Genomic DNA, 21,976 nt, shown 5'->3' with positions numbered 1-21,976 from the left:
GCGTGCACAAAAACCTTTCTGCCGTCGCCGACGACGACGCAGCTTGCCGGATTCCAGACCCCCGATTGGTCGTTTTGCATCGAAAACGATGCAAAAATGCCCGATCTGGTGTCAAATTCATGGTGCGGACGCAACCACTTGTGTGTATCAGCAGCGGTGCCCTTGAAAGAGCGCGCTGTGAATACCTAAAGTAAGGCGATATTTTTTAGCATCGAACCGAACCGGCTCGCACGCCCGTCCGGCGAACTAAGGACCCAAGCATGACCGCCCGCCACACCAAAGTGCTGATCATCGGCTCCGGCCCTGCCGGGTACACGGCAGCGATTTATACGGCCCGCGCCATGCTTTCGCCCGTGCTCATTGCCGGTATGGAGCAAGGCGGCCAGTTGATGATCACCACGGATGTGGAGAACTATCCGGGCTATGCCGATCCGGTCCAGGGGCCCTGGATGATGGAGCAGATGCTGAAGCAGGCGATGCATGTCGGCGCGGAGATCGTCAACGACATCGTCACCGATGTCGACCTTTCCGTGCGGCCGTTCCGCATCAGGACGGACAGCGGCACAGAATGGACGACCGACGCCCTGATCATTGCGACCGGCGCCAAGGCCAAGTGGCTAGGGATCGAGACCGAGCCGGCTTTCATGGGCTTCGGCGTTTCCGCCTGCGCCACCTGCGACGGCTTCTTCTATCGCAACAAGGACGTTATCGTCGTCGGCGGCGGCAACTCCGCCGTCGAGGAAGCGCTCTATCTCTCGAATCTGGCCAAGACGGTCACGGTCGTCCACCGCCGGGATTCATTCCGGGCGGAAAAGATCCTGCAGGAACGCCTGTTCGCCAAGTCGAACGTCAAGATCGTTTGGGACCATGAAGTGGTCGAATATCTCGGTACACCGGCAAAACCGCCGATGCCGGCTTCGGTCAATGGCGCGAAACTTCGCAATACCAAGACCGGCGTTCTTTCCGAAATGGCGGCGGATGGCGTGTTCGTCGCAATCGGTCATGCACCGGCCGTGGAACTCTTCAAGGGCAAGCTGCGCCAGAAGCCAAACGGTTATCTCTGGACGGCGCCGGACTCGACCGCGACCGATGTCGCCGGGGTTTTTGCTGCCGGCGACGTGACCGACGATATCTATCGTCAGGCGGTCACCGCCGCCGGGATGGGCTGCATGGCGGCGCTCGAGGCGGAGAAATATCTGGCGGGTCATATGCCCGTCGCAATTGCAGCCGAATAGAAGCTGCAAAACGGGGCCTACGTCCTATTGCATGTTTCCTTAGTTCGGAGCCGATCTAAGGATAAAAACATGCGGTAATTCAAAGTTCTACGGCGATCTTTGCGTCTGACTTGACGCGGCGCTGTAGAGGGCGTGGCTTCGCATGGGAACAGACGCATCGGTGACGCGCGGAGGACTCTACCCTTTCCTCCGAACGGTCCTTTATGGGGGATTTCATGTCGCTAGACTGGGACAAACTGCGCATATTTCATGCGGCGGCCGAGGCCGGCTCGTTCACGCATGCGGCAGACAAACTTCACCTCTCGCAATCGGCAATCAGCCGGCAGGTCAGCGCGCTCGAGCAGGATGTCGGCATCAAACTGTTTCATCGCCACGCGCGCGGTTTGATTCTGACCGAACAGGGCGAGATGCTCTATCGGACGGCGCACGAAGTGCTGATGAAGCTCGAGAGCGTCAAGGCGAAGCTCACCGAGACGACCGACAAGCCGAGCGGAAAATTGCGCATCACCACGACCGTCGGTCTCGGCCAGGGCTGGCTGACGGACAAGGTCCAGGAATTCATGGCGCTCTACCCGGACGTCCAGGTGCAACTCATTCTCGACAATGAAGAGCTCGACGTGAACATGCGGCACGCCGACTGCGCCATCCGCTTGCGCCAGCCGCAGCAATCGGATCTGATCCAGCGCAAGCTTTTCACGGTGCACATGCATATCTACGCCGCGCCCTCTTACATCAACAAGCACGGCGAGCCGCAGTCGATCCAGGACCTCGACAACCACCGCATCATTACCTTCGGCGAACCGGCACCCAATTACCTGCTTGACGTGAACTGGCTGGAGATCGCCGGACGGGACCCGGACAATCCGCGCGTATCGCACTTGCAGATCAACAGTCAGACCTCGATCAAGCGCGCCTGCCTGCTTGGTATCGGCATCGCCATGCTTCCCGACTACATCGTCGGGCGGGATCCTGGGTTGATCCAGCTGCCGATCAGCGCCGATATCCCCTCATTCGATACTTATTTCTGCTATCCAGACGAAATGAAGAACGCCGCGAAGCTGAAGGTCTTTCGCGACTTTATTGTCGCCAAGGCACGCAACTGGAACTTCTGACGTTCGGAGCGATTGCTCGATTTATGAGCAGTTGCCAGCACTTCTCTTAACCTCTTGTTTTTGCGAATAAGTATTTCTCCGCTGCGAAACCGTACTGCAAGGCAATGCCATTGTGCGATGCAAAAATATGCAGGGATGCGCAGGCGGCATGGCTGTCATGCATATTATATGATTGCTCCTCGCCCAAAAAAGCAGCATACCAAACCCAGCTGATGCACTTTGGTGGCTTCTCCTCCCAGTGCCACCGCAGCAGCTGTTCCCCTCTGGAGGTTCTAATTACCTTCACAACTACAAGGGCCCAAGTTTTCTTGCGGCCCTCTTTTTTTGCCCGACATCGTTGAGGGAGATGACGAAGCGTATGGGCGCAGAGCAGCGATTCGTTCGGCCGCCGCGCCTGCCCCGTTTCTCGTCGGCGGCGAAGATGCTATTCATATTCACTCGTTCAGCGCCGAGGAGCCGTATGGTCAAACCGAGCAGAGCGGGCCGATGCCACATCTGGAGCAACCGAATGGGACGTCTGGCGCGCACTGCCGGGGCCGGACTGCTGACCGTGATGGCCTTTGCCGGTATCGCCGACGCGCGAACCGACGCCCCGGTCGCGCGCAAATGCCTCTACTCCGGTGTGTCTGCGACAAGCCCGTCGGTTTCCCTCTGCGTCCGCCGCGAGAATTTTGCCCGGGACGTATGCGGCATTATCGAGCATTATGCCGAGGCAAACGGTCTGCCAGCGCCCTTCTTCGCACGGCTGATCTGGCGCGAAAGCCTGTTTCAACCGGACGCCGTCAGCCCGAAAGGCGCCGAAGGGATCGCCCAATTCATGCCCGGAACGGCAAAGCTGCGCGGCCTGTCCAACAGCTTCGACGCCGTGGCGGCCCTCGGCAAGTCGGCCGAATATCTGAGCGAACTCAAGCTCCGTTACGGCAATCTTGGTTTCGCAGCAGCCGCTTACAATGCAGGAGAGGCCGGGCTCGAACGGTTTCTCGAGATTGACTGGTTGCCCTACGAGACGCGCGAATATGTCCTGGCGATCACCGCCCATCCGGTGGAGGATTGGCGTGACAACCCGCCAAAGTCGCCCGACCTCGCGCTCGACAAAAACAAGAGCTTCCTGGATGGCTGCGTTGCGCTCGCCAACACCCGGCGACTGCGAGAGGTCGTCGTCGTGGACGAGGCTCCCTGGGCACCATGGGGCGTTCAACTGGCGGCCCACCAGCGCAAAACCATTGCGTACCGCCTGTTCGTGAATGCCGTAAAGAGACTGCCGGCGCCAATCAGTGGTGAAAAGGCGCTGGTGGTGCGCGAGCGCAATGGCAGCTTCGGAGGCAGAACGCGTTATGCCGCCCGCATCGGCCGCCAGACCCGCGCCGAGGCGGACAAGTTGTGCACCGCCATTCGCCGGAGCGGCGGCGCCTGCGTTGTCTTCAAGAACTGATTCGAGAGCTCGGTGTCGTCGCACGGGCCTCGACGAAACTCACTTATAAAGAAAGCCCGCCATATCCGGCGGGCTCCTTGTCGCTTATAGCAAACTCGCTCAATCGTCGGCGTCCGCTGGCGGCTCAGCCACAATGGCTTCACCGGCCGTGACGATCTCCTCGATCTCGTCCTCGCCTTCCGGTTCGCTGATCCGTTCGACCGAGACAACCTTCTCGTCCTTGGCGGTGGAGAAGATCGTGACGCCCTTGGTGGCGCGGCTTGCCAGGCGAATACCGTCCACCGGCACGCGGATGAGCTGGCCACCATCGGAAACGAGCATGATCTGGTCGTTGTGCTCGACCGGGAAGGCCGCGACGAGTTCGCCGATTTCCGCTGTCTTCGAGGTATCGGTGGCGCGAATGCCCTTGCCGCCACGACCGGAGGTGCGGAAGTCGTAGGAGGAGGAGCGCTTGCCGAAGCCCCTCTCGGAAAGCGTCAGCACGAATTGCTCGCGGGCCTTCAGTTCCTCGTAGCGCTCGTTGGTGAGTTCGCCACCATTGGCGACCTCCTCCCCGACAAGCACGATCTCTTCATCCTCGCCGGTGGTAGCGCGACGTTCGGCCGCCGACCGTCTCAGATAGGCAGCGCGCTCCCACGGTTCGGCTTCGACGTGAGCGAGGATCGCCATGGAGATGATCCGGTCGGCATCGCCGAGCGAAATTCCGCGCACGCCGATCGAGTTGCGGCCCGCAAAGACGCGCACATCGGAGACCGGGAAGCGGATGCACTGGCCGAGCGCCGTCGTCAGCACGACGTCGTCGAATTCCGTGCAGGTCTCGACCGAGAGGATTTCGTCGCCCTCCTCCTCGAGCTTCATCGCGATCTTGCCGTTGCGGTTGACCTGGATGAAGTCGGACAGCTTGTTGCGGCGCACCGTGCCGCGCGTCGTCGAGAACATCACGTCCAGGTTTTCCCAGGTCGTTTCGTCCTCGGGAAGCGGCATGATCGTCGTGATGCGCTCGCCGGGTTCCAGCGGCAGCATGTTGATCAGTGCCTTGCCGCGCGACTGCGGCGTGCCGATCGGCAATCGCCAGACCTTCTCCTTGTAGACGATGCCGCGAGAAGAGAAGAACAGAACCGGCGTGTGGGTATTGGCGACGAATAGGCGGGTAACGAAATCCTCGTCGCGCGTCGCCATGCCGGAGCGGCCCTTGCCGCCGCGGCGCTGCGCCCGGTAGGTCGTCAGCGGCACACGCTTGATGTAGCCGAGGTGCGACACGGTGACGACCATGTCTTCCCGGGCGATCAGGTCCTCGTCGTCCATATCCGGACCGCCGTCGGCGATCTCGGTGCGGCGCGGCGTACCGAATTCGTCGCGAACCGCTGCAAGCTCGTCCTTGACGATCTGCATGATGCGGAGCCGCGAGGAGAGGATTTCGAGATAATCGCGGATCTCCTCGCCGATCTTGTTGAGTTCATCGCCGATTTCATCGCGGCCAAGCGCGGTCAGACGCTGCAGGCGCAGGTCGAGAATGGCGCGTGCCTGCTCTTCCGAGAGGTTGTAGGTGCCGTCTTCGTTGATCCGATGGCGCGGATCGTCGATCAGCCGGATCAGGGAATCGACATCGTGGGCCGGCCAGCGGCGTTCCATCAACTGCTCGCGCGCCGTCTGCGGATCGGGCGCGTGGCGGATCAACTTTATGACTTCGTCGATGTTGGCGACGGCGATGGCAAGGCCGACCAAGACGTGCGCGCGCTCGCGCGCCTTGCGCAGCAGGTATTTCGTTCTCCGGCTAACGACCTCTTCGCGGAAGGAGACGAAAGCGCGCAGCATGTCGAGCAGCGTCAGCTGCTCCGGCTTGCCGCCGTTCAGCGCCACCATGTTGCAGCCGAAGGAGGTCTGAAGCGGCGTGTAGCGATAGAGCTGGTTGAGGATGACTTCGGCATTGGCATCGCGCTTCAGCTCGATGACGACGCGATAGCCCTGCCGGTCGGATTCGTCGCGGAGATCGGAGATGCCCTCGATGCGTTTGTCGCGCACCAGTTCGGCCATCTTCTCGATCATCGTCGCCTTGTTCACCTGATAGGGAATTTCGGTGATGATGATCTGCTCGCGATCGCCGCGCATCGGCTCGATATGGGCGCGGCCCCGCATGATGACGGAACCCCTGCCCGTCTCATAGGCCTGGCGAATGCCGGCGCGGCCGAGGATCAGGGCGCCGGTGGGGAAATCGGGTCCCGGAATGATCTGCATCAGATCCGGCAATTCGATCGCCGGATCGTCGATCAGCGCGATGCAGCCATTGATGACTTCGCTGAGATTGTGCGGCGGGATGTTGGTCGCCATGCCGACGGCGATGCCGCCCGCGCCGTTGACCAGCAGGTTCGGAAATTTCGCCGGAACGACGACCGGCTCGTGCAGCGTGCCGTCGTAGTTGTCGCGGAAATCGACCGTTTCCTTGTCGAGGTCATCGAGCAGCGAATGGGCCGCCTTCTGCAGCCGGCACTCGGTGTAACGCTCGGCCGCCGGCGGATCGCCGTCGACGGAGCCGAAATTGCCCTGCCCGTCGATCAGCGGCAGCCTGAGCGACCAGTCCTGCGCCATGCGCGCCAGCGCATCGTAGATCGCCGCGTTGCCGTGCGGATGGTATTTACCCATCACGTCGCCGGTAACGCGGGCGCATTTGACGTATTTCTTGTTCCAATCGATGCCGAGCTCGCTCATCCCGTAAAGGATGCGGCGGTGAACGGGTTTCAAGCCGTCACGCACATCGGGAAGCGCGCGCGAAACGATCACGCTCATGGCGTAATCGAGATAGGACCGCTGCATTTCCTCGATGATGGAAATCGGCTCGATGCCTGGCGGAGTTTTTCCGCCGCCGGGAGTGCTTTGTTCAGTCAATGTCGATCACGATCTTTGTTCAGAATCAGTCAGTTCTTATAGCCGAATGCCGCTTCAAGCGCCAATTTTGGCCAATGGTTTTGAACAGTCTTTTGCTGGCGGAACGGGCTTTTCTAGGGCACGCGTGCACCAATCGGAATAACTTCCTCTACAGGCGCCGGATCTGCTGGCATGCTCCCGCGTCGACCGGGTTTAAGCCATTGCGCGGCGCTTGGCTAGCGCCCCTTTCCAAGCACGCATGGCTTGCCTAACAATGCGGCTCTGCTACCGGAAATACCGGGGTCAATCCGGAGGGGGAACGGATGTTCGATTTGGATCTCTTGGTCAACGCGCTCACGACGCTTCTCGTCACGCTCGATCCACCGGGTCTCGCGCCGATTTTTCTGAGCCTCACGGTCGGCTTGAGCCGGCAGGAGCGCTTCCAGGTCGCTACCCGCGGCTCGTTGATCGCCTTCTTCATTCTTGCCGCCTTTGCGCTTTTCGGCGACGGCATTCTCGGCCTGCTCGGCATCTCGATCGGTGCCTTCCGCATTGCCGGCGGCCTGCTGCTCTTCTGGATCTCCTTCGAAATGATCTTCGAGCGGCGCCAGGAGAGAAAGGAAAAGACCGGAGAAACGGCGGTGACCAAGGACCACATCCACAACATCGCCGTCTTTCCCCTCGCCTTGCCGCTGATAGCTGGCCCCGGAGCGATCTCGGCAACCATCCTGCTCGGCAGTTCGTTTCCCTCGGTCGTCGAGCGCGTGCAGCTTCTTGTGGTCATTGCCGTGTCGATGGCAATCCTGTTCCTTGCCCTCGTGATTGCCGAACGGATCGATCGCTTTCTCGGTGTCACCGGCCGGGCGATCCTCACCCGCCTCCTTGGCGTGATCCTTGCGGCGCTGGCCGTGCAATTCGTCATCGACGGCGTGCGCTCGGCATTCTCAATTTAGATCGAGAAAACGCAACGGCCCGCTCAGAGGCGGGCCGTATTTTTCTGCAGGTTTTAAACCCTGACGATCAGAACGGGATATCGTCGTCGAGGTCGCGCGAGAAATTGCCGCCGCCCTGGTTCGGCTGGCCGCCGGAACGTCCGCCACCGGAGGATTGCCGCGGCTGATCGTAGTCCTCGTAACCGCCGCCTAAATCGCTGCCGCCGCGACCTGCTCCGCCGCCTTCGCCGCGGCCATCAAGCATCGTCAGCGTCGAATTGAAGCCCTGCAACACGACTTCGGTCGTATAGCGATCATTGCCGGTCTGGTCCTGCCATTTGCGGGTCTGCAACTGGCCTTCGATATAGAGCTTGGCGCCCTTCTTCACATATTGCTCGACGACCTTGCAGAGGCCCTCGTTGAAGACGACGACATTGTGCCATTCCGTCTTCTCGCGCCGCTCGCCGCTGTTGCGGTCGCGCCAGGTCTCCGAGGTGGCGATCCTGAGATTGGCGATCGGCCGGCCGTCCTGCGTGCGCCGGATTTCTGGGTCGGCCCCGACATTCCCGATCAAGATCACCTTGTTGACGCTACCAGCCATATCGCTTTTCCCGTGCTTTCCGCAGGGCCACCGGCCCGGCATTCGAATGTCTCAAGAGCGCGCATCTTAGCGACCAGCCGTCGCCGATACGCCCCGCATCGTACATAATCCACAGCTCATTTGGCAGACCGAGGCTTATGTATGTTCTTTATTTGTTCTAATATTCCCGTATTATCCTGTCAACCGAATCGCAATTGGGCCGCCTGTTTGCCGTTTGCGCCTCGACATGGGCGTTCTCGTCATTACATAGGGGGCTTTCAACCGACATGCAAAACTGGCTTCCGATGAGCGAACTCAAGACCCTCTCCATTCGCGGCGCGCGCGAGCATAATCTCAAGGGCATCGACCTTGATCTGCCGCGCAACAAGCTGATCGTGATGACCGGCCTATCGGGCTCCGGCAAATCCTCGCTGGCCTTCGACACGATCTATGCCGAGGGCCAGCGCCGCTATGTCGAAAGCTTGTCGGCCTATGCCCGGCAATTCCTGGAGATGATGCAGAAGCCGGACGTCGACCAGATCGACGGGCTGTCGCCGGCAATCTCGATCGAACAGAAGACGACGTCGCGCAATCCGCGCTCGACGGTCGGCACGGTCACCGAGATATATGACTATCTGCGCCTGCTTTTTGCCCGCGTCGGGGTCCCCTACTCGCCGGCGACGGGCTTGCCGATCGAGAGCCAGACGGTCAGCCAGATGGTCGATCGCGTCCTGGAATTCGGCGAAGGCACGCGGCTCTATATCCTTGCGCCGCTCGTGCGCGGCCGTAAGGGCGAGTACAAGAAGGAACTCGCCGAACTGATGAAGAAGGGCTTCCAGCGCGTCAAGGTCGACGGGCAGTTCTACGAAATCGCCGACGCGCCGGCGCTCGACAAGAAGTACAAGCACGACATCGATGTCGTCGTCGACCGCGTCGTCGTACGCGCTGACCTCGCCGCCCGGCTGGCGGACAGCCTGGAGACGTGCCTGACGCTTGCCGACGGACTGGCGATCGCCGAATTCGCCGACAAGCCGCTGCCGCCGGAAGAGACAGCCGCCGGTGGCTCCGCCAACAAGTCGCTGAACGAAACGCATGAGCGCGTGCTGTTCTCGGAGAAATTCGCCTGCCCGGTCTCCGGCTTCACCATTTCGGAAATCGAACCGCGGCTGTTCTCGTTCAACAATCCCTTCGGCGCCTGCGCGACCTGCGACGGTCTCGGCAGTCAGCAGAAGATTGATGAGGCGCTGATCGTCCCCGAGCCAAACCGGACCTTGCGGGACGGTGCCATCGCGCCTTGGGCGAAATCGACCTCGCCATATTACAACCAGACACTTGAGGCGCTCGGCAAGGTCTTCGACTTCAAGCTCGGCAATCGCTGGAGCGAGCTTTCCGAGGACGCGCAGAGGGCGATCCTGCATGGCACGGACGAGAAGATCACCTTCCACTATCAGGACGGCGCCCGCTCCTACAATACGACGAAAACCTTCGAGGGCATCGTGCCCAATCTTGAGCGGCGCTGGAAGGAGACCGATAGTGCCTGGGCGCGCGAGGAAATCGAGCGCTTCATGTCGGCCGCTCCGTGCCCCGCCTGCGCCGGTTACCGGCTGAAACCGGAGGCATTGGCGGTAAAAATCCACCGGCTGCATATCGGCGAGGTCACCAACATGTCGATCCGCTCCGCGCGCGACTGGTTCGAGGCCTTGCCCGAGCATCTCAGCACGAAGCAGAACGAGATCGCCGTGCGCATTCTGAAGGAAATCCGCGAGCGGCTGCGCTTCCTGAACGATGTCGGCCTCGAATATCTGAGCCTGTCGCGCAATTCCGGCACGCTTTCCGGCGGCGAGAGCCAGCGCATCCGGCTGGCCTCGCAGATCGGTTCAGGCTTGACCGGCGTGCTCTATGTGCTCGACGAGCCGTCGATCGGCCTGCACCAGCGCGACAATGCCCGCCTGCTCGACACGCTTCGGCATCTGCGCGACATCGGCAACACGGTGATCGTCGTCGAGCATGACGAGGATGCGATCCTGACGGCGGATCATGTCGTTGACATAGGTCCGGCCGCCGGCATTCACGGCGGCGAGATCGTCGCCGAAGGGGTGCCCGCCGACATCATGGCCAATCCCAAGTCTCTGACCGGACAATATCTCTCCGGCGAACTGTGCGTCGCGGTTCCCGGCGAACGGCGGAAACCGAAAAAGAAGAAGGAAATCACTGTCGTAGGCGCGCGGGCTAACAATCTGAAGAATGTGACGGCGTCGATCCCGCTTGGCGTCTTTACCGCCGTCACCGGCGTTTCGGGGGGCGGCAAATCCACCTTCCTCATCGAGACGCTCTACAAGGCGGCCGCCCGCCGCGTCATGGGGGCGCGCGAAAACCCCGCCGATCACGATCGGATCGATGGCTTCGAGCATATCGACAAGGTGATCGATATCGATCAGTCGCCGATCGGCCGGACGCCGCGCTCGAACCCGGCGACCTATACCGGCGCCTTCACGCCGATCCGCGACTGGTTCGCGGGCCTGCCGGAGGCGAAGGCGCGCGGTTACCAGCCCGGCCGTTTCTCCTTCAACGTCAAGGGCGGCCGCTGCGAGGCCTGCCAGGGCGATGGCGTCATCAAGATCGAAATGCACTTCCTGCCGGATGTCTACGTCACCTGCGACGTCTGCCATGGCAAGCGCTACAACCGGGAAACGCTCGACGTGCACTTCAAGGGCAAGTCGATCGCCGACGTTCTCGACATGACGGTGGAGGAAGGTGTCGAATTCTTCTCGGCCGTTCCCGCCGTGCGCGACAAGCTTGTGACGCTGAACCAGGTCGGGCTCGGCTATATCAAAATCGGCCAGCAGGCGAACACGCTGTCGGGCGGCGAAGCGCAGCGCGTGAAGCTCGCCAAGGAACTGTCGAAGCGTTCGACCGGACGCACGCTCTACATTCTCGACGAGCCGACAACCGGCTTGCATTTCCACGACGTAGCCAAGCTTCTTGAAGTGCTGCACGAACTCGTCAACCAGGGTAACTCGGTGGTCGTGATCGAGCACAATCTCGAAGTCATCAAGACGGCCGACTGGGTCATCGACTTCGGGCCGGAAGGCGGCGACGGCGGTGGCGAGGTCATCGCGAAAGGAACGCCGGAGGACGTCGTGAAGGAACCACGCTCCTATACCGGGCAGTTCCTGAAGGAGCTTCTGGAGCGACGTCCGGTGAGGAAAGTCGTCGCGGCGGAGTGATCTGGCCGTGCCGTGGACGGGCAAGCGGAGTACGTCGGCGGACTTGCTGCTCAAGGAACGGGTGGCGATTCCTATACGGATCCGCCAAGGTTTGCGCCTCGCGGGGATGGGGGCGAGACGGTCGAATGAGATGAGAAGCGCGGGCGCACTTTGGGCCTCAAGGAGGAATGATGGCAGAAACCGGGAAAATCCGCGTCGGCATCGGCGGCTGGAATTTCGAGCCCTGGGAGGGCAGCTTCTATCCCTCCGACCTTCCGAAGAAGCGGCAGCTCGAATTCGCCGGCAAGGAACTCCGCGCGATCGAGGTCAACGGCACCTATTACAGCTCGCAGAAGCCGGCAACCTTCGCCAAATGGGCCGCGGAGGTGCCGGACGGCTTCATCTTCTCCCTGAAGGCAAGCCGATACGTGACGAATCGCAAGGTCCTGGCGGAAGCCGGCGAATCCATGGAGCGATTCCTGACGCAGGGTTTGACGGAACTCGGCGACCGACTTGGTCCCATTCTCTGGCAATTCGCGCCGACCAAGAAATTCGAGCCGGACGACTTCGAGGGCTTCCTGGAGCTCCTGCCGGAAAAGCAGGACGGCCTCAAGCTCCGGCACGTCGTCGAAGTGCGCCATCCTTCCTTCCAGGTACCGGATTTCGTGGAGCTTCTGGATAAATACAAGGCGGCGGTGGTTCTCGCCGAGCACGAGGACTATCCGATGATCGCCGATGTGACCGCAGAATTCGTCTATGCGCGGCTGCAGAAGGGCAGCGACGACGTCAAGACCTGCTATCCACCGGCGGGACTCGATCTCTGGGCCGACAGGCTCAAGACCTTTGCCGCCGGCGGCGAGCCGGACGGATTGGAAAAGAGCGCGCCAGACCGAAAGGCGAAGAAGGCGCCACGCGATGTTTTTGCCTTTTTCATCAGTTCGGGCAAGGTCAATGCTCCGAACGGGGCGCGGGAATTGCAGAAGCGGGTGGGCTAACGCAAGCGCAAGAGAGCCCCGCACGAGAGCCCCCGCACGAGAGCCATGGTCGCGTTCACATGCGATTCGAGGCATGTACCGGACTTCGGGTGCTGGCCCTCCAGGCACAACATATAGTCAGCCGAATCATGAAAGCGATCGCTTCACATTCCGGCGCGCACCGCAATTGCTAGTAGCACCGTGGGATGCCCCGTTACCTGTTTTTTACCCGTGAAAACTCTCATTTTCTTTCCCTGGTCGCCGCCTGTTGCAAGATAGCCACCGGAAGTCCCTGATTTTCAACGGCTTGGTTGATGTCCCCGTTTTCCACAGTCGATCCACACAAGATCTAGCGCTCAAATTTCCGTCACAAACCACCCCTTGACGCCCCAAGGCGATTCACGGTTAATGGATTGCACGTTGCGACGGCGGCGAACCGGGAAGTTGAGAAGCCGGTTCATTCCCCCATATCGTCGGTTCTGGCATGTGGCTGAAGCGGGTGATCTCGCGTGGCCGCAGCGGCGGAATTTTGCGCGATTCGAGGGCGCCGAAACAATGTTAAGGCTGGCATAAAGAACCTGTTAATACTATATTTAGTGATTGCAGCCAGCATCACCACAAGATACGGAACACCCGGGTATTGGGTTTCCTCTAGAGAACGGAAGCTGAAGCTGGCTGCGGACCCTCGCGGCCGGGCGAGGTTAACTGCGCCTTGGCGCATGGCAACGAAGGACGGGACAATGCAGATCGAACGTCGGTTCACGAAGGCAGGGCAATCGGCCTATGCCGAGATAGAATTCCGCAAGGCGACGAGCGAGATCAAGAATCCGGACGGGTCGATCGTCTTCCGCCTCGCCAATATCGACGTGCCGGCGCAGTTCTCCCAGGTCGCGGCCGACATTCTCGCGCAGAAATATTTCCGCAAGGCGGGCGTGCCGGCCAAGCTGAAGCGCGTCGAGGAAAACGACGTCCCCTCCTTCCTGTGGCGCTCGGTTCCCGACACGGAGGCGCTGAAGGCGCTACCGAAGGACGAGCAATACGGATCCGAAACGGATGCCCGCCAGGTTTTCGATCGCCTCGCCGGCACCTGGGCCTATTGGGGCTGGAAGGGTGGCTATTTCGACACGGAAGAGGACGCTAGCGCCTTCCGTGACGAGCTTGCCTATATGCTCGCCACCCAGCGCGTCGCGCCGAATTCGCCGCAATGGTTCAACACCGGCCTGCACTGGGCCTATGGCATCGACGGCCCCGGCCAAGGTCATTTCTATGTCGATCCCTTCAACGGCAAGCTGAGGAAATCGAAGTCCGCCTACGAACACCCGCAGCCGCATGCCTGCTTCATCCAGTCGGTCGCCGACGACCTCGTCAACGAGGGCGGCATCATGGACCTCTGGGTGCGTGAGGCGCGTCTCTTCAAATACGGCTCGGGCACCGGCTCCAACTTCTCGCATCTGCGCGCCGGGGGTGAAAAGCTCTCGGGCGGCGGAAAGTCCTCCGGCCTGATGAGCTTCCTGAAGATCGGCGACCGCGCTGCCGGCGCCATCAAGTCGGGCGGCACGACGCGCCGCGCCGCCAAGATGGTGGTCGTCGATATCGACCATCCGGATATCGAGGAATACATCAACTGGAAGGTCAAGGAAGAGCAGAAGGTCGCCGCACTCGTCACCGGCTCGAAGATCGTCGCCAAGCACCTGAAGGCGATCATGAAGGCGTGCATCAACTGCGACGGCAGCGATGATGCCTGCTTCGACCCGAAACAGAACCCGGCGCTGAAGCGCGAGATCCGCGCTGCCAAACAGGCTCTGGTACCGGAAAACTATGTCAAGCGCGTCATCCAGTTCGCCCGGCAGGGCTATAAGGACATCGAATTCAAGACCTACGACACGGACTGGGATTCGGAAGCCTATCTTACGGTTTCAGGCCAGAACTCCAACAATTCCGTCTCGATCAAGGACGACTTCCTGCGCGCCGTCGAGGCCGACGGCGAATGGCACCTGACGGCCCGCAAGGACGGCCGGGTGATGAAGACGCTGAAGGCTCGTGATCTCTGGGAGTCGATTTCCTATGCGGCCTGGGCGTCGGCCGATCCGGGGCTGCACTTCAACACGACGATGAACGACTGGCACACCTGCCCGGCGGCGGGGCCGATCCGCGCGTCGAACCCGTGCTCGGAATACATGTTCCTCGACGACACGGCCTGCAACCTCGCATCGCTCAACCTGATGCAGTTCAAGGATGCCGCCAACAAGCGGATCAACATCGCCGACTACGAACACGCCGTGCGTCTCTGGACGATCGTGCTTGAAGTCTCGGTAATGATGGCGCAGTTCCCGTCACGTGAGATTGCCGAACTCTCCTATGAATACCGCACGCTCGGCCTCGGCTATGCCAATATCGGCGGGCTGCTGATGTCCACCGGCATTCCCTATGATTCGGCCGAAGGCCGCGCCATCGCCGGCGCGCTGACCGCCATCATGACCGGCGTTGCCTATGCGACCTCGGCGGAAATGTCGGCCAAGCTCGGCCCCTTCCCCGGCTTCGCGCCGAACCGCGACAACATGCTGCGCGTCATGCGCAACCACCGCCGCGCCGCCCATGGCGAAACCACGGGCTATGAGGGCCTGTCGGTCGACCCGGTCGCCCTCATCCACGCCGATTGCTCGGACCAGGATCTGATCGCGCACGCCAAGAGCGCCTGGGACAAGGCCGTCGAGCTCGGCGAGAAGCATGGCTACCGCAACGCCCAGGCGACGGTGATCGCGCCGACCGGCACGATCGGCCTCGTCATGGATTGCGACACCACCGGCATCGAGCCCGATTTCGCGCTGGTCAAGTTCAAGAAGCTCGCCGGCGGCGGCTACTTCAAGATCATCAACCGCGCCGTGCCGGAGGCGTTGCGCACCCTCGGCTATTCGGAAAGCCAGATCGCCGAGATCGAGGCCTATGCGGTCGGCCATGGCAATCTCAACCAGGCGCCGGCCGTCAATCCTTCGACGCTGAAAGCCAAGGGCTTCACCGACGACAAGGTCGACGCCCTCAACACGGCGCTGAAATCCGCCTTCGACATCAAGTTCGTCTTCAACCAGTGGACACTCGGCGCCGACTTCCTCAAGGACACGCTGAAGGTCACGGACGAGCAGCTCGCCTCAATGGACTTCAATCTCCTCGAGCACCTGGGCTTCTCGAAGAAGGACATCGAAGTCGCGAACATCCATGTCTGCGGTGCCATGACGCTCGAAGGCGCGCCGTTCCTCAAGGCCGAGCACCTGCCGGTCTTCGATTGCGCCAATCCCTGCGGCAAGATCGGTAAGCGCTACCTTTCGGTCGAAAGCCACATCCGCATGATGGCCGCCGCCCAGCCGTTCATCTCGGGTGCCATTTCCAAGACGATCAACATGCCGAACGAGGCGACCGTCGAGGATTGCAAGAACGCCTACATGCTCTCCTGGAAGCTGGCGCTGAAGGCGAATGCGCTCTACCGCGATGGTTCGAAGCTGTCGCAGCCGCTGAACGCCTCGCTGATCGAGGACGAGGAAGACGAGGACGCGCTTGAAGAACTGCTGCAGGCGCCGGCCGCTGCGCAAGCGGTCGCCGTCACCGAAAAGATCGTCGAGCGCGTCATCGAGAAGGTCGTGCGCGCCCGGGAGAAGCTGCCGAACCGCCGTCAGGGCTATACCCAGAAGGCGATCGTCGGTGGTCACAAGGTCTACTTGCGGACCGGTGAATTCGGCGACGGCCGCATCGGCGAGATCTTCATCGACATGCACAAGGAAGGGGCCGCCTTCCGCGCGATGATGAACAACTTCGCCATCGCCATCTCGCTCGGCCTGCAATATGGCGTGCCGCTCGAGGAATATGTGGAGGCCTTCACCTTCACCAAGTTCGAACCGGCCGGCATGGTTCAGGGCAATGACGCGATCAAGAACGCGACGTCGATCCTCGACTACGTGTTCCGCGAACTCGCCGTCTCCTATCTCGGCCGTCACGACCTTGCCCATGTCGACACCTCCGACTTCAGCAACACGGCGCTCGGCCGCGGCATTCAGGAAGGCAAGACCAACCTCGTCTCGACCGGCTGGACGCGCGGCTACAAGCCGACGATCGTCGGCGGCACGGGCGATCGCTCGGAGCCGAAGGGTGCCTCGACCGGCGCTCCGGCCCGCGCCGCCGGCGGCGCCACGGTGACCTCGATTGCCGGCAATGCCGCCCGCAAGCTGGAGCCCACAACGGCCATTGCCAGCTCGGAGGTCGTCGCCTTCAAGCGCGACTATGAGGAGCGCGCCGCCGAGCTCGCCGAGGAGATCGCCGAAGAAGTCGAGCAGGAAGTGACCGCCCTCTTCTCCGACAAGGCAGCCGCGGAGGCCGCCGCTGCCAAGTCGGAAGCCAAGAAGGTCGAAGCGGAACGCCGCGCCCGCTCAATCATGCAGGGCTACACCGGCAACATGTGCTCCGAGTGCCAGAACTTCACGATGGTCAGGAACGGCACCTGCGAGAAGTGCGACACGTGCGGCGCCACGAGTGGCTGCAGCTGATTATCGGTCAGCAACAGTGTACGATGACACGAACTTTGTCTTTTTGACATAAACTCTGTCGCAAAGGCGTTTCTGTCTTGAACATGAACTTTCCGGGCGTCTATGGCGTCCGGAAAATAGCCTCCAGAACAAAGGGTGAATATGTTGACGTTCAGGGGTTTGTTTGTCGGTATTGACCGCTACCAGTCGTCCGAGATCCGCGACCTGTCGTGCGCGGCGCGTGATGCGAGAGCGCTTTGGGCAATGTTCGCCGATACTCTGGGCGGCCGCACGGTCCTGCTGACTGATCAGGACGCTTCGCTGGGGAGGATCGAGGAGGAATTCGAGACACTTTCCAATTGCGACCCTGACGATACCGTTGTCATCGCGTTCTCCGGTCACGGTTCGGAAACGCACGAACTGATCGTCCATGATACCGCCTACGACGACATACCGGCTACTTCCCTCCCGCTTGATCGTCTTCAGGATTGGTTCTCTCGGATACCCGCTCGCCGCGTGATCCTGTTCCTCGACTGCTGCTTCTCGGGTGGCCTAGGCGCGAAGGTTCTGCAGGTGCCAGCAGTGCCTCGCAGCCTCGCTTCGACGGAGGTCCGCCTTCAGAACCTGGCGGGTGATGGTCGTCTCATCCTCACCGCATCAGGTGTCTCGGAAGAGGCATGGGAGTTTTCGAGCCACGGCCACGGACTCCTCACCTACTACCTTCTGAAAGCGCTCCGCGGCCCGGCTGAAATCCAGGAGGCTGGACGACTTTCCGTCTACCGAATTCTTGAATATGTGACCGCGCGCGTGAAGGCCGCAGCTCAGCAGATCGGCAAGAGCCAGAATCCATCCATGCGTGGCCAGATCGACGGTGGCCTCACTTGGCCCGTCTTCGTTCAGGGAGAGCGCTTCACGAAGGCCTTTCCTTCGATTTGCGCGGCTGCCGTCACATCGGACATCCACAGTCTTGCGGCTCACGGCTTCCCCGAAAAAATCGTCACCGCCTGGAGACAGGCAATCCCCTCGCTGAATGCGCTTCAGATCGAAGCGATCAACGAGTACGGCATCCTTCAGGGGAAACATCTCCTCGTCTCCGCACCGACGTCGTCTGGCAAGACGATGGTCGGAGAGTTGGCCGCCCTTCGGCAGGTCCTGGATCGGAAGCGGGCGATCTTCCTTCTCCCCCTCAAGGCTCTCGTCGCTGACAAGCGTCGTCATTTCGAGAAAGTCTATGGCGGGTTCGGTCTGCGCATCCTGGAGGCAACCGGCGAAACTGACGATATTTCCCCACTCATCCGCGGCAAGTACGATATCGCGCTTCTTACCTACGAGAAGTTCGCGGCCCTCGCCTTGGCCCATCCGCATGTCCTGGCTCAGGCCGGGACGATCGTTGTCGACGAGGTTCAGATGATCGCCGACCCCTCGCGTGGAGCCAACCTCGAGTTCATCCTCACGCTGATCAAAATGCGAAGACGAGAAGGTATCGAGCCACAGATCATCGCTCTCTCCGCTGTGATCGGCGACACCGGTGGTCTGGAGGCCTGGCTCGGTGGCAGGCTGCTGCGGCGAGATGAGCGACCTGTTCCGTTGCGTGAAGGAATCCTGAGGCACGACGGCTCTTTCCGGTACATCGATCCAGCGGATGGAAGCGAGAAGATCGAAAGAGGTGCAGCCGCCCGTATGGGGCTGAAGGACAGTGCGCAGGACTGGATCATCCCGCTGATCCGGAAGCTGGCAGCCGCCGGAGAGCAGGTCATCGTCTTCCGGGAAACCAAGAGCGAGTCCCGGCATGTCGGCAACTACCTCGCAGCGCAGCTCGGATTGCCACCGGCAACCGAGGCGGTGAAGCGCATGCCGCGGCTCGACCCATCGCAGGCGCACAAGGATCTGATCGCCGATCTTCAGCATGGGGTCGCGTTTCATAACGCCGACCTTCAGCCCGCTGAAAGGCAGGTCATCGAGGAAGAATTCCGTCGCGAAGGATCTGGCCTGCGAGTGATCTCCGCCACAACGACACTCGCGATGGGCGTGAATACTCCCGCGAACAGCGTGATCATTGTAGGCCTCGAACATCCCGGCCAGGTGCCGTATTCAATTGCCGAATACAAGAACCTGGTCGGTCGCGCAGGCCGCTTGGGGTTTGCCGAGGCCGGAACATCTTATCTGCTGGCCCTGAACTCACGCGATGAAGATTACCTCTGGCGCCGATATGTCGCTGGAAGGCCTGAAGATCTATCGTCGCGGTTCATTGCTGGCAACACCGATCCGAGATCGCTTGTCCTTCGCGTCCTTGTCGCATTGCCTCGCTCAGCGAAGGCCGGGGTGTCGAGTGACGCGGTCGTTTCCTTCCTGGAGAGCAGCTTCGGAGCATTCCTTGCTGGTCGCCGGCAGGACGGATGGCGATGGTCGCATGAAGATCTGTTGCGTGCGCTGACGAGTCTCGAAAAGCATGGGCTCATCAAGAAGGATCCCGAAGGCTTCTATACGCTTGCGCCGCTCGGTCGCCTTGCAGGGGAAAGTGCTACCGAGGTTGGGTCGATCGTTCGCCTTGTTGCTGCCCTTTCGCGGCTCGCGCCTTCGGACATCACAGATCCGGCACTGCTCGCTGTTGTTCAGAACACTATCGAGCTGGATGAGATCTACTTTCCAATCAACAAGAGCAGCAAGCATAAGGAACCACATACGTGGCCTTCCCTCCTTCAGCAGCAGGGCATCCACTGGAACGTCCTGCGCAGCCTCGAAACCGAGGCGCTCGATCAGCATAGCGCTACTCTTCGGGCCAAGAAGGCAGTGGCCTCCCTGCTCTATGTGTCGGGCCGACCGATCAGCGAGATCGAAGTCACCATGGGGCAGCATGGCGGCGCTTTCGGCGGGTCGGCCGGTCCGATCCGAAGTGTATCGTCCCGTGCCGCAGATTTGATCGGCGTCGCAGCGAAGGTCGCCGAGATCCTGCACCCCGAACTAGATCTTTCAGAACGCGTCCAGCGGCTGACCCTAAGGCTGACTTATGGCGTGGCGCCGACCTCCGTCGATTTGGCAAGGGAAGCTGGAGCCGCCCTCACGCGCGGCGACTATTGTGCCCTCGCGGAAGCTCGGCTGGACGCCGGGACGAGTATCGAAAGCGCCGAGGACGCCGACATCCTCCGCGTCCTTGGCGACGATCTCGAGAAGCTTAAGATCGTCCGCAAGGCAGTTGAGATGGCTGCAGAGCGGACTCAGAGAGCCGTGGCAGCACCCGTGCCAGTCATTCCGCAGTATGTTGCGTAGAGAGAACGTATGAACGAGCTTCTCAAGCTTCCCTTCGAAATCCAGATCGTTCTCGTCGCTGGCTATCTCGGGTACAAGCTGACCACGGCCGCACGGAAGCTCGAGCATAAGACGGAAGACTTCCTTCTGCAGGTTCTGGTCCTCGGCACCCTCGGACGGGCATTCTCCTACGTCGTGACAAAACTGGCGGTAAAGGTGGGCTACTCGGCACCGACGGCAGTGGTGGATACCGACTACAGGAGCGTTCTGATCATCGGTACGCTCGCCGTGGTAGGCTCCACTTTCTTCGCACTCCTCTGGCGGCGCTATCTGGACAGAGCTATCAAACAGCTAATGTCGGCGTTAAATGTATACCATGATGACCACGAGACATCTGCCCTGAGATCTCTCACATCCGCCAACGCGAGGTGGAGTTTCATCCAGATTCATCTCGCCAGCGGAAAGATCCTTGAAAGTCTGTTTCACAGAGCCGAATCGTCAGGCATCCCGACGAAACCACTGATCATCAACGAAGATGGGATCGCGCTTTACGTTACGGCAGTTCACCGGGCGGAAGGTGAACGAGAAGATTACGACACGATCACTTCTTCAGGGGAGAACGTTATCACCTACGTTCCGCGTTCCGAAATCAAGCAGATCGATATCGGCTGGAAGAAGTAATCAGCGCCTGGGCGGTGGCGGCCGATCGCCGGATCCAGTGGTCAACGGCTGCGCCGAGCTTTGACCCGGTCCCCTTTCCGGGGCCGCCGGAGGCGTTGTGCGAGGAGTAGAGCTTCTGCTGCCATGATCGCTGTCATTTCCGGACATCAAGAACCACCTCGGCTTCAATCATCAATGTGCGAAGCGCCGCTGCCGACGCTCAAAGCTGAAGGTAGATAGGTAGCGGCGCTGCCGCAAGGCGCCGACATCAAATTCCACAGGCGGCGGGAGTGCCAATTCTATCGCGCCGGAAAGCGCCGATTCGCTTGCACCGGCGCCTCCCTAGTCAACAGGAACCAAGCCACATGATCCGAGCTCGCAGCGGAGCTTATATCCCTCCTGCGGACTTCTCTGAAGCAGTGGATCGCGAACTGTGCACCGACGAACCTGGAGAGTGGCCAGGTGCAACCGCAGTGGAGCAGGTTCCCTCAGCGAAGATCTGGTTCAGGACGAAAAGGCAGTAGGTTGGGCGACAGTCGACGGGCGTCTCTTGAAAGAATCACCGGCGGATCGCTTCAACTGCCTCTGGTTGGTTCGTGACACCTCTACTAATCAGTTGAGACTGAGCGCATGCACTATCGCTCAAGTCGGGATGGAATCCCTGTCTGTCAAGCACGCGATCAAGCTCGGGTTCACGACGATGGAATACCGCACCGCCCCTTCGTGTGCGGCTATTCGAGCGGCGCCATCTTCGAGACGAGCAAGATCTTGCGCGCTCGGTGACGCCGCCTAGAGATGTACAGCTTGCGCTCAACAGGCACGGCCGGCTCTTCCTGGAACCGGAGAACCGGGATGTCGCGTGGGGTTACCACATGTGGGACGTCGAGGGGCCAACCCGCCGTTGGATGCAGGGCAGCTCCGTTAGTGAGGATGAACCTACGCCGCCGCCATCCTTCCCGTGAAGAGAAAGTCGAGCGAGCCGGCGGCCCGAGCGTGATGTGCATTGCTCTCGATTATGGCCTCAGCTTCGTCGGGGCTCGAACACACCGCCTCTATGGCCTTGCCTCGAAGGTTTGTCAGCGCCAGGAACTCCTCGTCCCGCGCGGGCGTGCACATGTTGCATCTGTCGAACCTGCCTCACATAGTTGGGTTAGTACGGTAAGAGCCTGGGCTCCGTCGCCTGTCGGGGTCGTGTGAAGGTCGGTATCAGGCCTTCGAGATTCCCT

General features: G+C 60.9%; 11 protein-coding genes. 9 read left to right on the top strand and 2 right to left on the bottom strand.

What is annotated here, in order from left to right:
• Positions 1-260: 260 nt before the first annotated feature.
• The 3 genes from trxB to USDA257_RS19450 all read left to right on the top strand — a co-directional run bounded on the left by trxB (position 261) and on the right by USDA257_RS19450 (position 3,779).
• Positions 261-1,235 carry a thioredoxin-disulfide reductase gene (gene trxB, locus USDA257_RS19460; protein WP_014764675.1) on the top strand — a complete coding sequence of 325 codons (975 nt, stop codon included), beginning with the start codon at positions 261-263 and terminating at the stop codon, positions 1,233-1,235.
• A gap of 215 nt (positions 1,236-1,450) precedes the next feature.
• A complete protein-coding gene (locus USDA257_RS19455; protein ID WP_014764674.1) occupies positions 1,451-2,347 on the top strand; it encodes a LysR family transcriptional regulator VtlR in 897 nt (298 codons plus the stop codon).
• A gap of 508 nt (positions 2,348-2,855) precedes the next feature.
• Positions 2,856-3,779, top strand: coding sequence for a transglycosylase SLT domain-containing protein (locus USDA257_RS19450; protein ID WP_080605639.1), 924 nt, complete (start codon positions 2,856-2,858; stop codon positions 3,777-3,779).
• Positions 3,780-3,878: 99 nt separating this feature from the next.
• Here the strand turns inward: USDA257_RS19450 and gyrA are convergent, their stop codons facing one another.
• Positions 3,879-6,662, bottom strand: coding sequence for a DNA gyrase subunit A (gyrA, locus tag USDA257_RS19445; RefSeq protein ID WP_014764671.1), 2,784 nt, complete (start codon positions 6,660-6,662; stop codon positions 3,879-3,881).
• Positions 6,663-6,964: 302 nt separating this feature from the next.
• On the opposite strand from gyrA, the gene USDA257_RS19440 reads away from it, so the two are divergent.
• Complete coding sequence (locus USDA257_RS19440; RefSeq protein WP_014764670.1) at positions 6,965-7,594, top strand: MarC family protein; 630 nt, start codon at positions 6,965-6,967, stop codon at positions 7,592-7,594.
• 67 nt (positions 7,595-7,661) lie between these two features.
• Here USDA257_RS19440 and USDA257_RS19435 read toward each other — a convergent pair whose 3' ends face one another.
• On the bottom strand, positions 7,662-8,174 hold the full coding sequence (locus USDA257_RS19435) for a single-stranded DNA-binding protein (RefSeq protein WP_014764669.1): 513 nt from the start codon (positions 8,172-8,174) through the stop codon (positions 7,662-7,664).
• 284 nt (positions 8,175-8,458) lie between these two features.
• Here USDA257_RS19435 and uvrA point away from each other — a divergent pair, with 284 nt between their 5' ends.
• The 5 genes from uvrA to USDA257_RS19410 all read left to right on the top strand — a co-directional run bounded on the left by uvrA (position 8,459) and on the right by USDA257_RS19410 (position 20,771).
• The gene (uvrA, locus tag USDA257_RS19430) at positions 8,459-11,380 is read left to right on the top strand and encodes an excinuclease ABC subunit UvrA (RefSeq protein WP_041414426.1); all 2,922 of its coding nucleotides are present in this window, start codon (positions 8,459-8,461) and stop codon (positions 11,378-11,380) included.
• 170 nt (positions 11,381-11,550) lie between these two features.
• On the top strand, positions 11,551-12,354 hold the full coding sequence (locus USDA257_RS19425) for a DUF72 domain-containing protein (RefSeq protein ID WP_014764667.1): 804 nt from the start codon (positions 11,551-11,553) through the stop codon (positions 12,352-12,354).
• A 719-nt stretch (positions 12,355-13,073) separates the two neighbouring features.
• Complete coding sequence (locus USDA257_RS19420; RefSeq protein ID WP_014764666.1) at positions 13,074-16,865, top strand: vitamin B12-dependent ribonucleotide reductase; 3,792 nt, start codon at positions 13,074-13,076, stop codon at positions 16,863-16,865.
• Between the two features lie 141 nt (positions 16,866-17,006).
• Positions 17,007-20,111, top strand: coding sequence for a DEAD/DEAH box helicase (locus USDA257_RS19415; protein ID WP_014764665.1), 3,105 nt, complete (start codon positions 17,007-17,009; stop codon positions 20,109-20,111).
• A 9-nt stretch (positions 20,112-20,120) separates the two neighbouring features.
• A complete protein-coding gene (locus USDA257_RS19410; RefSeq protein ID WP_014764664.1) occupies positions 20,121-20,771 on the top strand; it encodes a hypothetical protein in 651 nt (216 codons plus the stop codon).
• Positions 20,772-21,976: the final 1,205 nt, after the last annotated feature.

The organism is Sinorhizobium fredii USDA 257, assembly GCF_000265205.3.
Lineage (GTDB): Bacteria > Pseudomonadota > Alphaproteobacteria > Rhizobiales > Rhizobiaceae > Sinorhizobium > Sinorhizobium fredii_B.
Note: the sequence above shows the minus strand (reverse complement) of the source record. Positions and strands in the feature narration are given on the sequence as shown.

Excerpts from the sequence above, each read along its gene's own strand:
- trxB (WP_014764675.1), top strand. The coding sequence starts at position 261 with ATGACCGCCCGCCACACCAAAGTGCTGATCATCGGCTCCGGCCCTGCC.
- USDA257_RS19455 (WP_014764674.1), top strand. The coding sequence starts at position 1,451 with ATGTCGCTAGACTGGGACAAACTGCGCATATTTCATGCGGCGGCCGAG.
- USDA257_RS19450 (WP_080605639.1), top strand. The coding sequence starts at position 2,856 with ATGGGACGTCTGGCGCGCACTGCCGGGGCCGGACTGCTGACCGTGATG.
- USDA257_RS19440 (WP_014764670.1), top strand. The coding sequence starts at position 6,965 with ATGTTCGATTTGGATCTCTTGGTCAACGCGCTCACGACGCTTCTCGTC.
- USDA257_RS19435 (WP_014764669.1), bottom strand. The coding sequence starts at position 8,174 with ATGGCTGGTAGCGTCAACAAGGTGATCTTGATCGGGAATGTCGGGGCC.
- uvrA (WP_041414426.1), top strand. The coding sequence starts at position 8,459 with ATGAGCGAACTCAAGACCCTCTCCATTCGCGGCGCGCGCGAGCATAAT.
- USDA257_RS19425 (WP_014764667.1), top strand. The coding sequence starts at position 11,551 with ATGGCAGAAACCGGGAAAATCCGCGTCGGCATCGGCGGCTGGAATTTC.
- USDA257_RS19420 (WP_014764666.1), top strand. The coding sequence starts at position 13,074 with ATGCAGATCGAACGTCGGTTCACGAAGGCAGGGCAATCGGCCTATGCC.
- USDA257_RS19415 (WP_014764665.1), top strand. The coding sequence starts at position 17,007 with ATGTTGACGTTCAGGGGTTTGTTTGTCGGTATTGACCGCTACCAGTCG.
- USDA257_RS19410 (WP_014764664.1), top strand. The coding sequence starts at position 20,121 with ATGAACGAGCTTCTCAAGCTTCCCTTCGAAATCCAGATCGTTCTCGTC.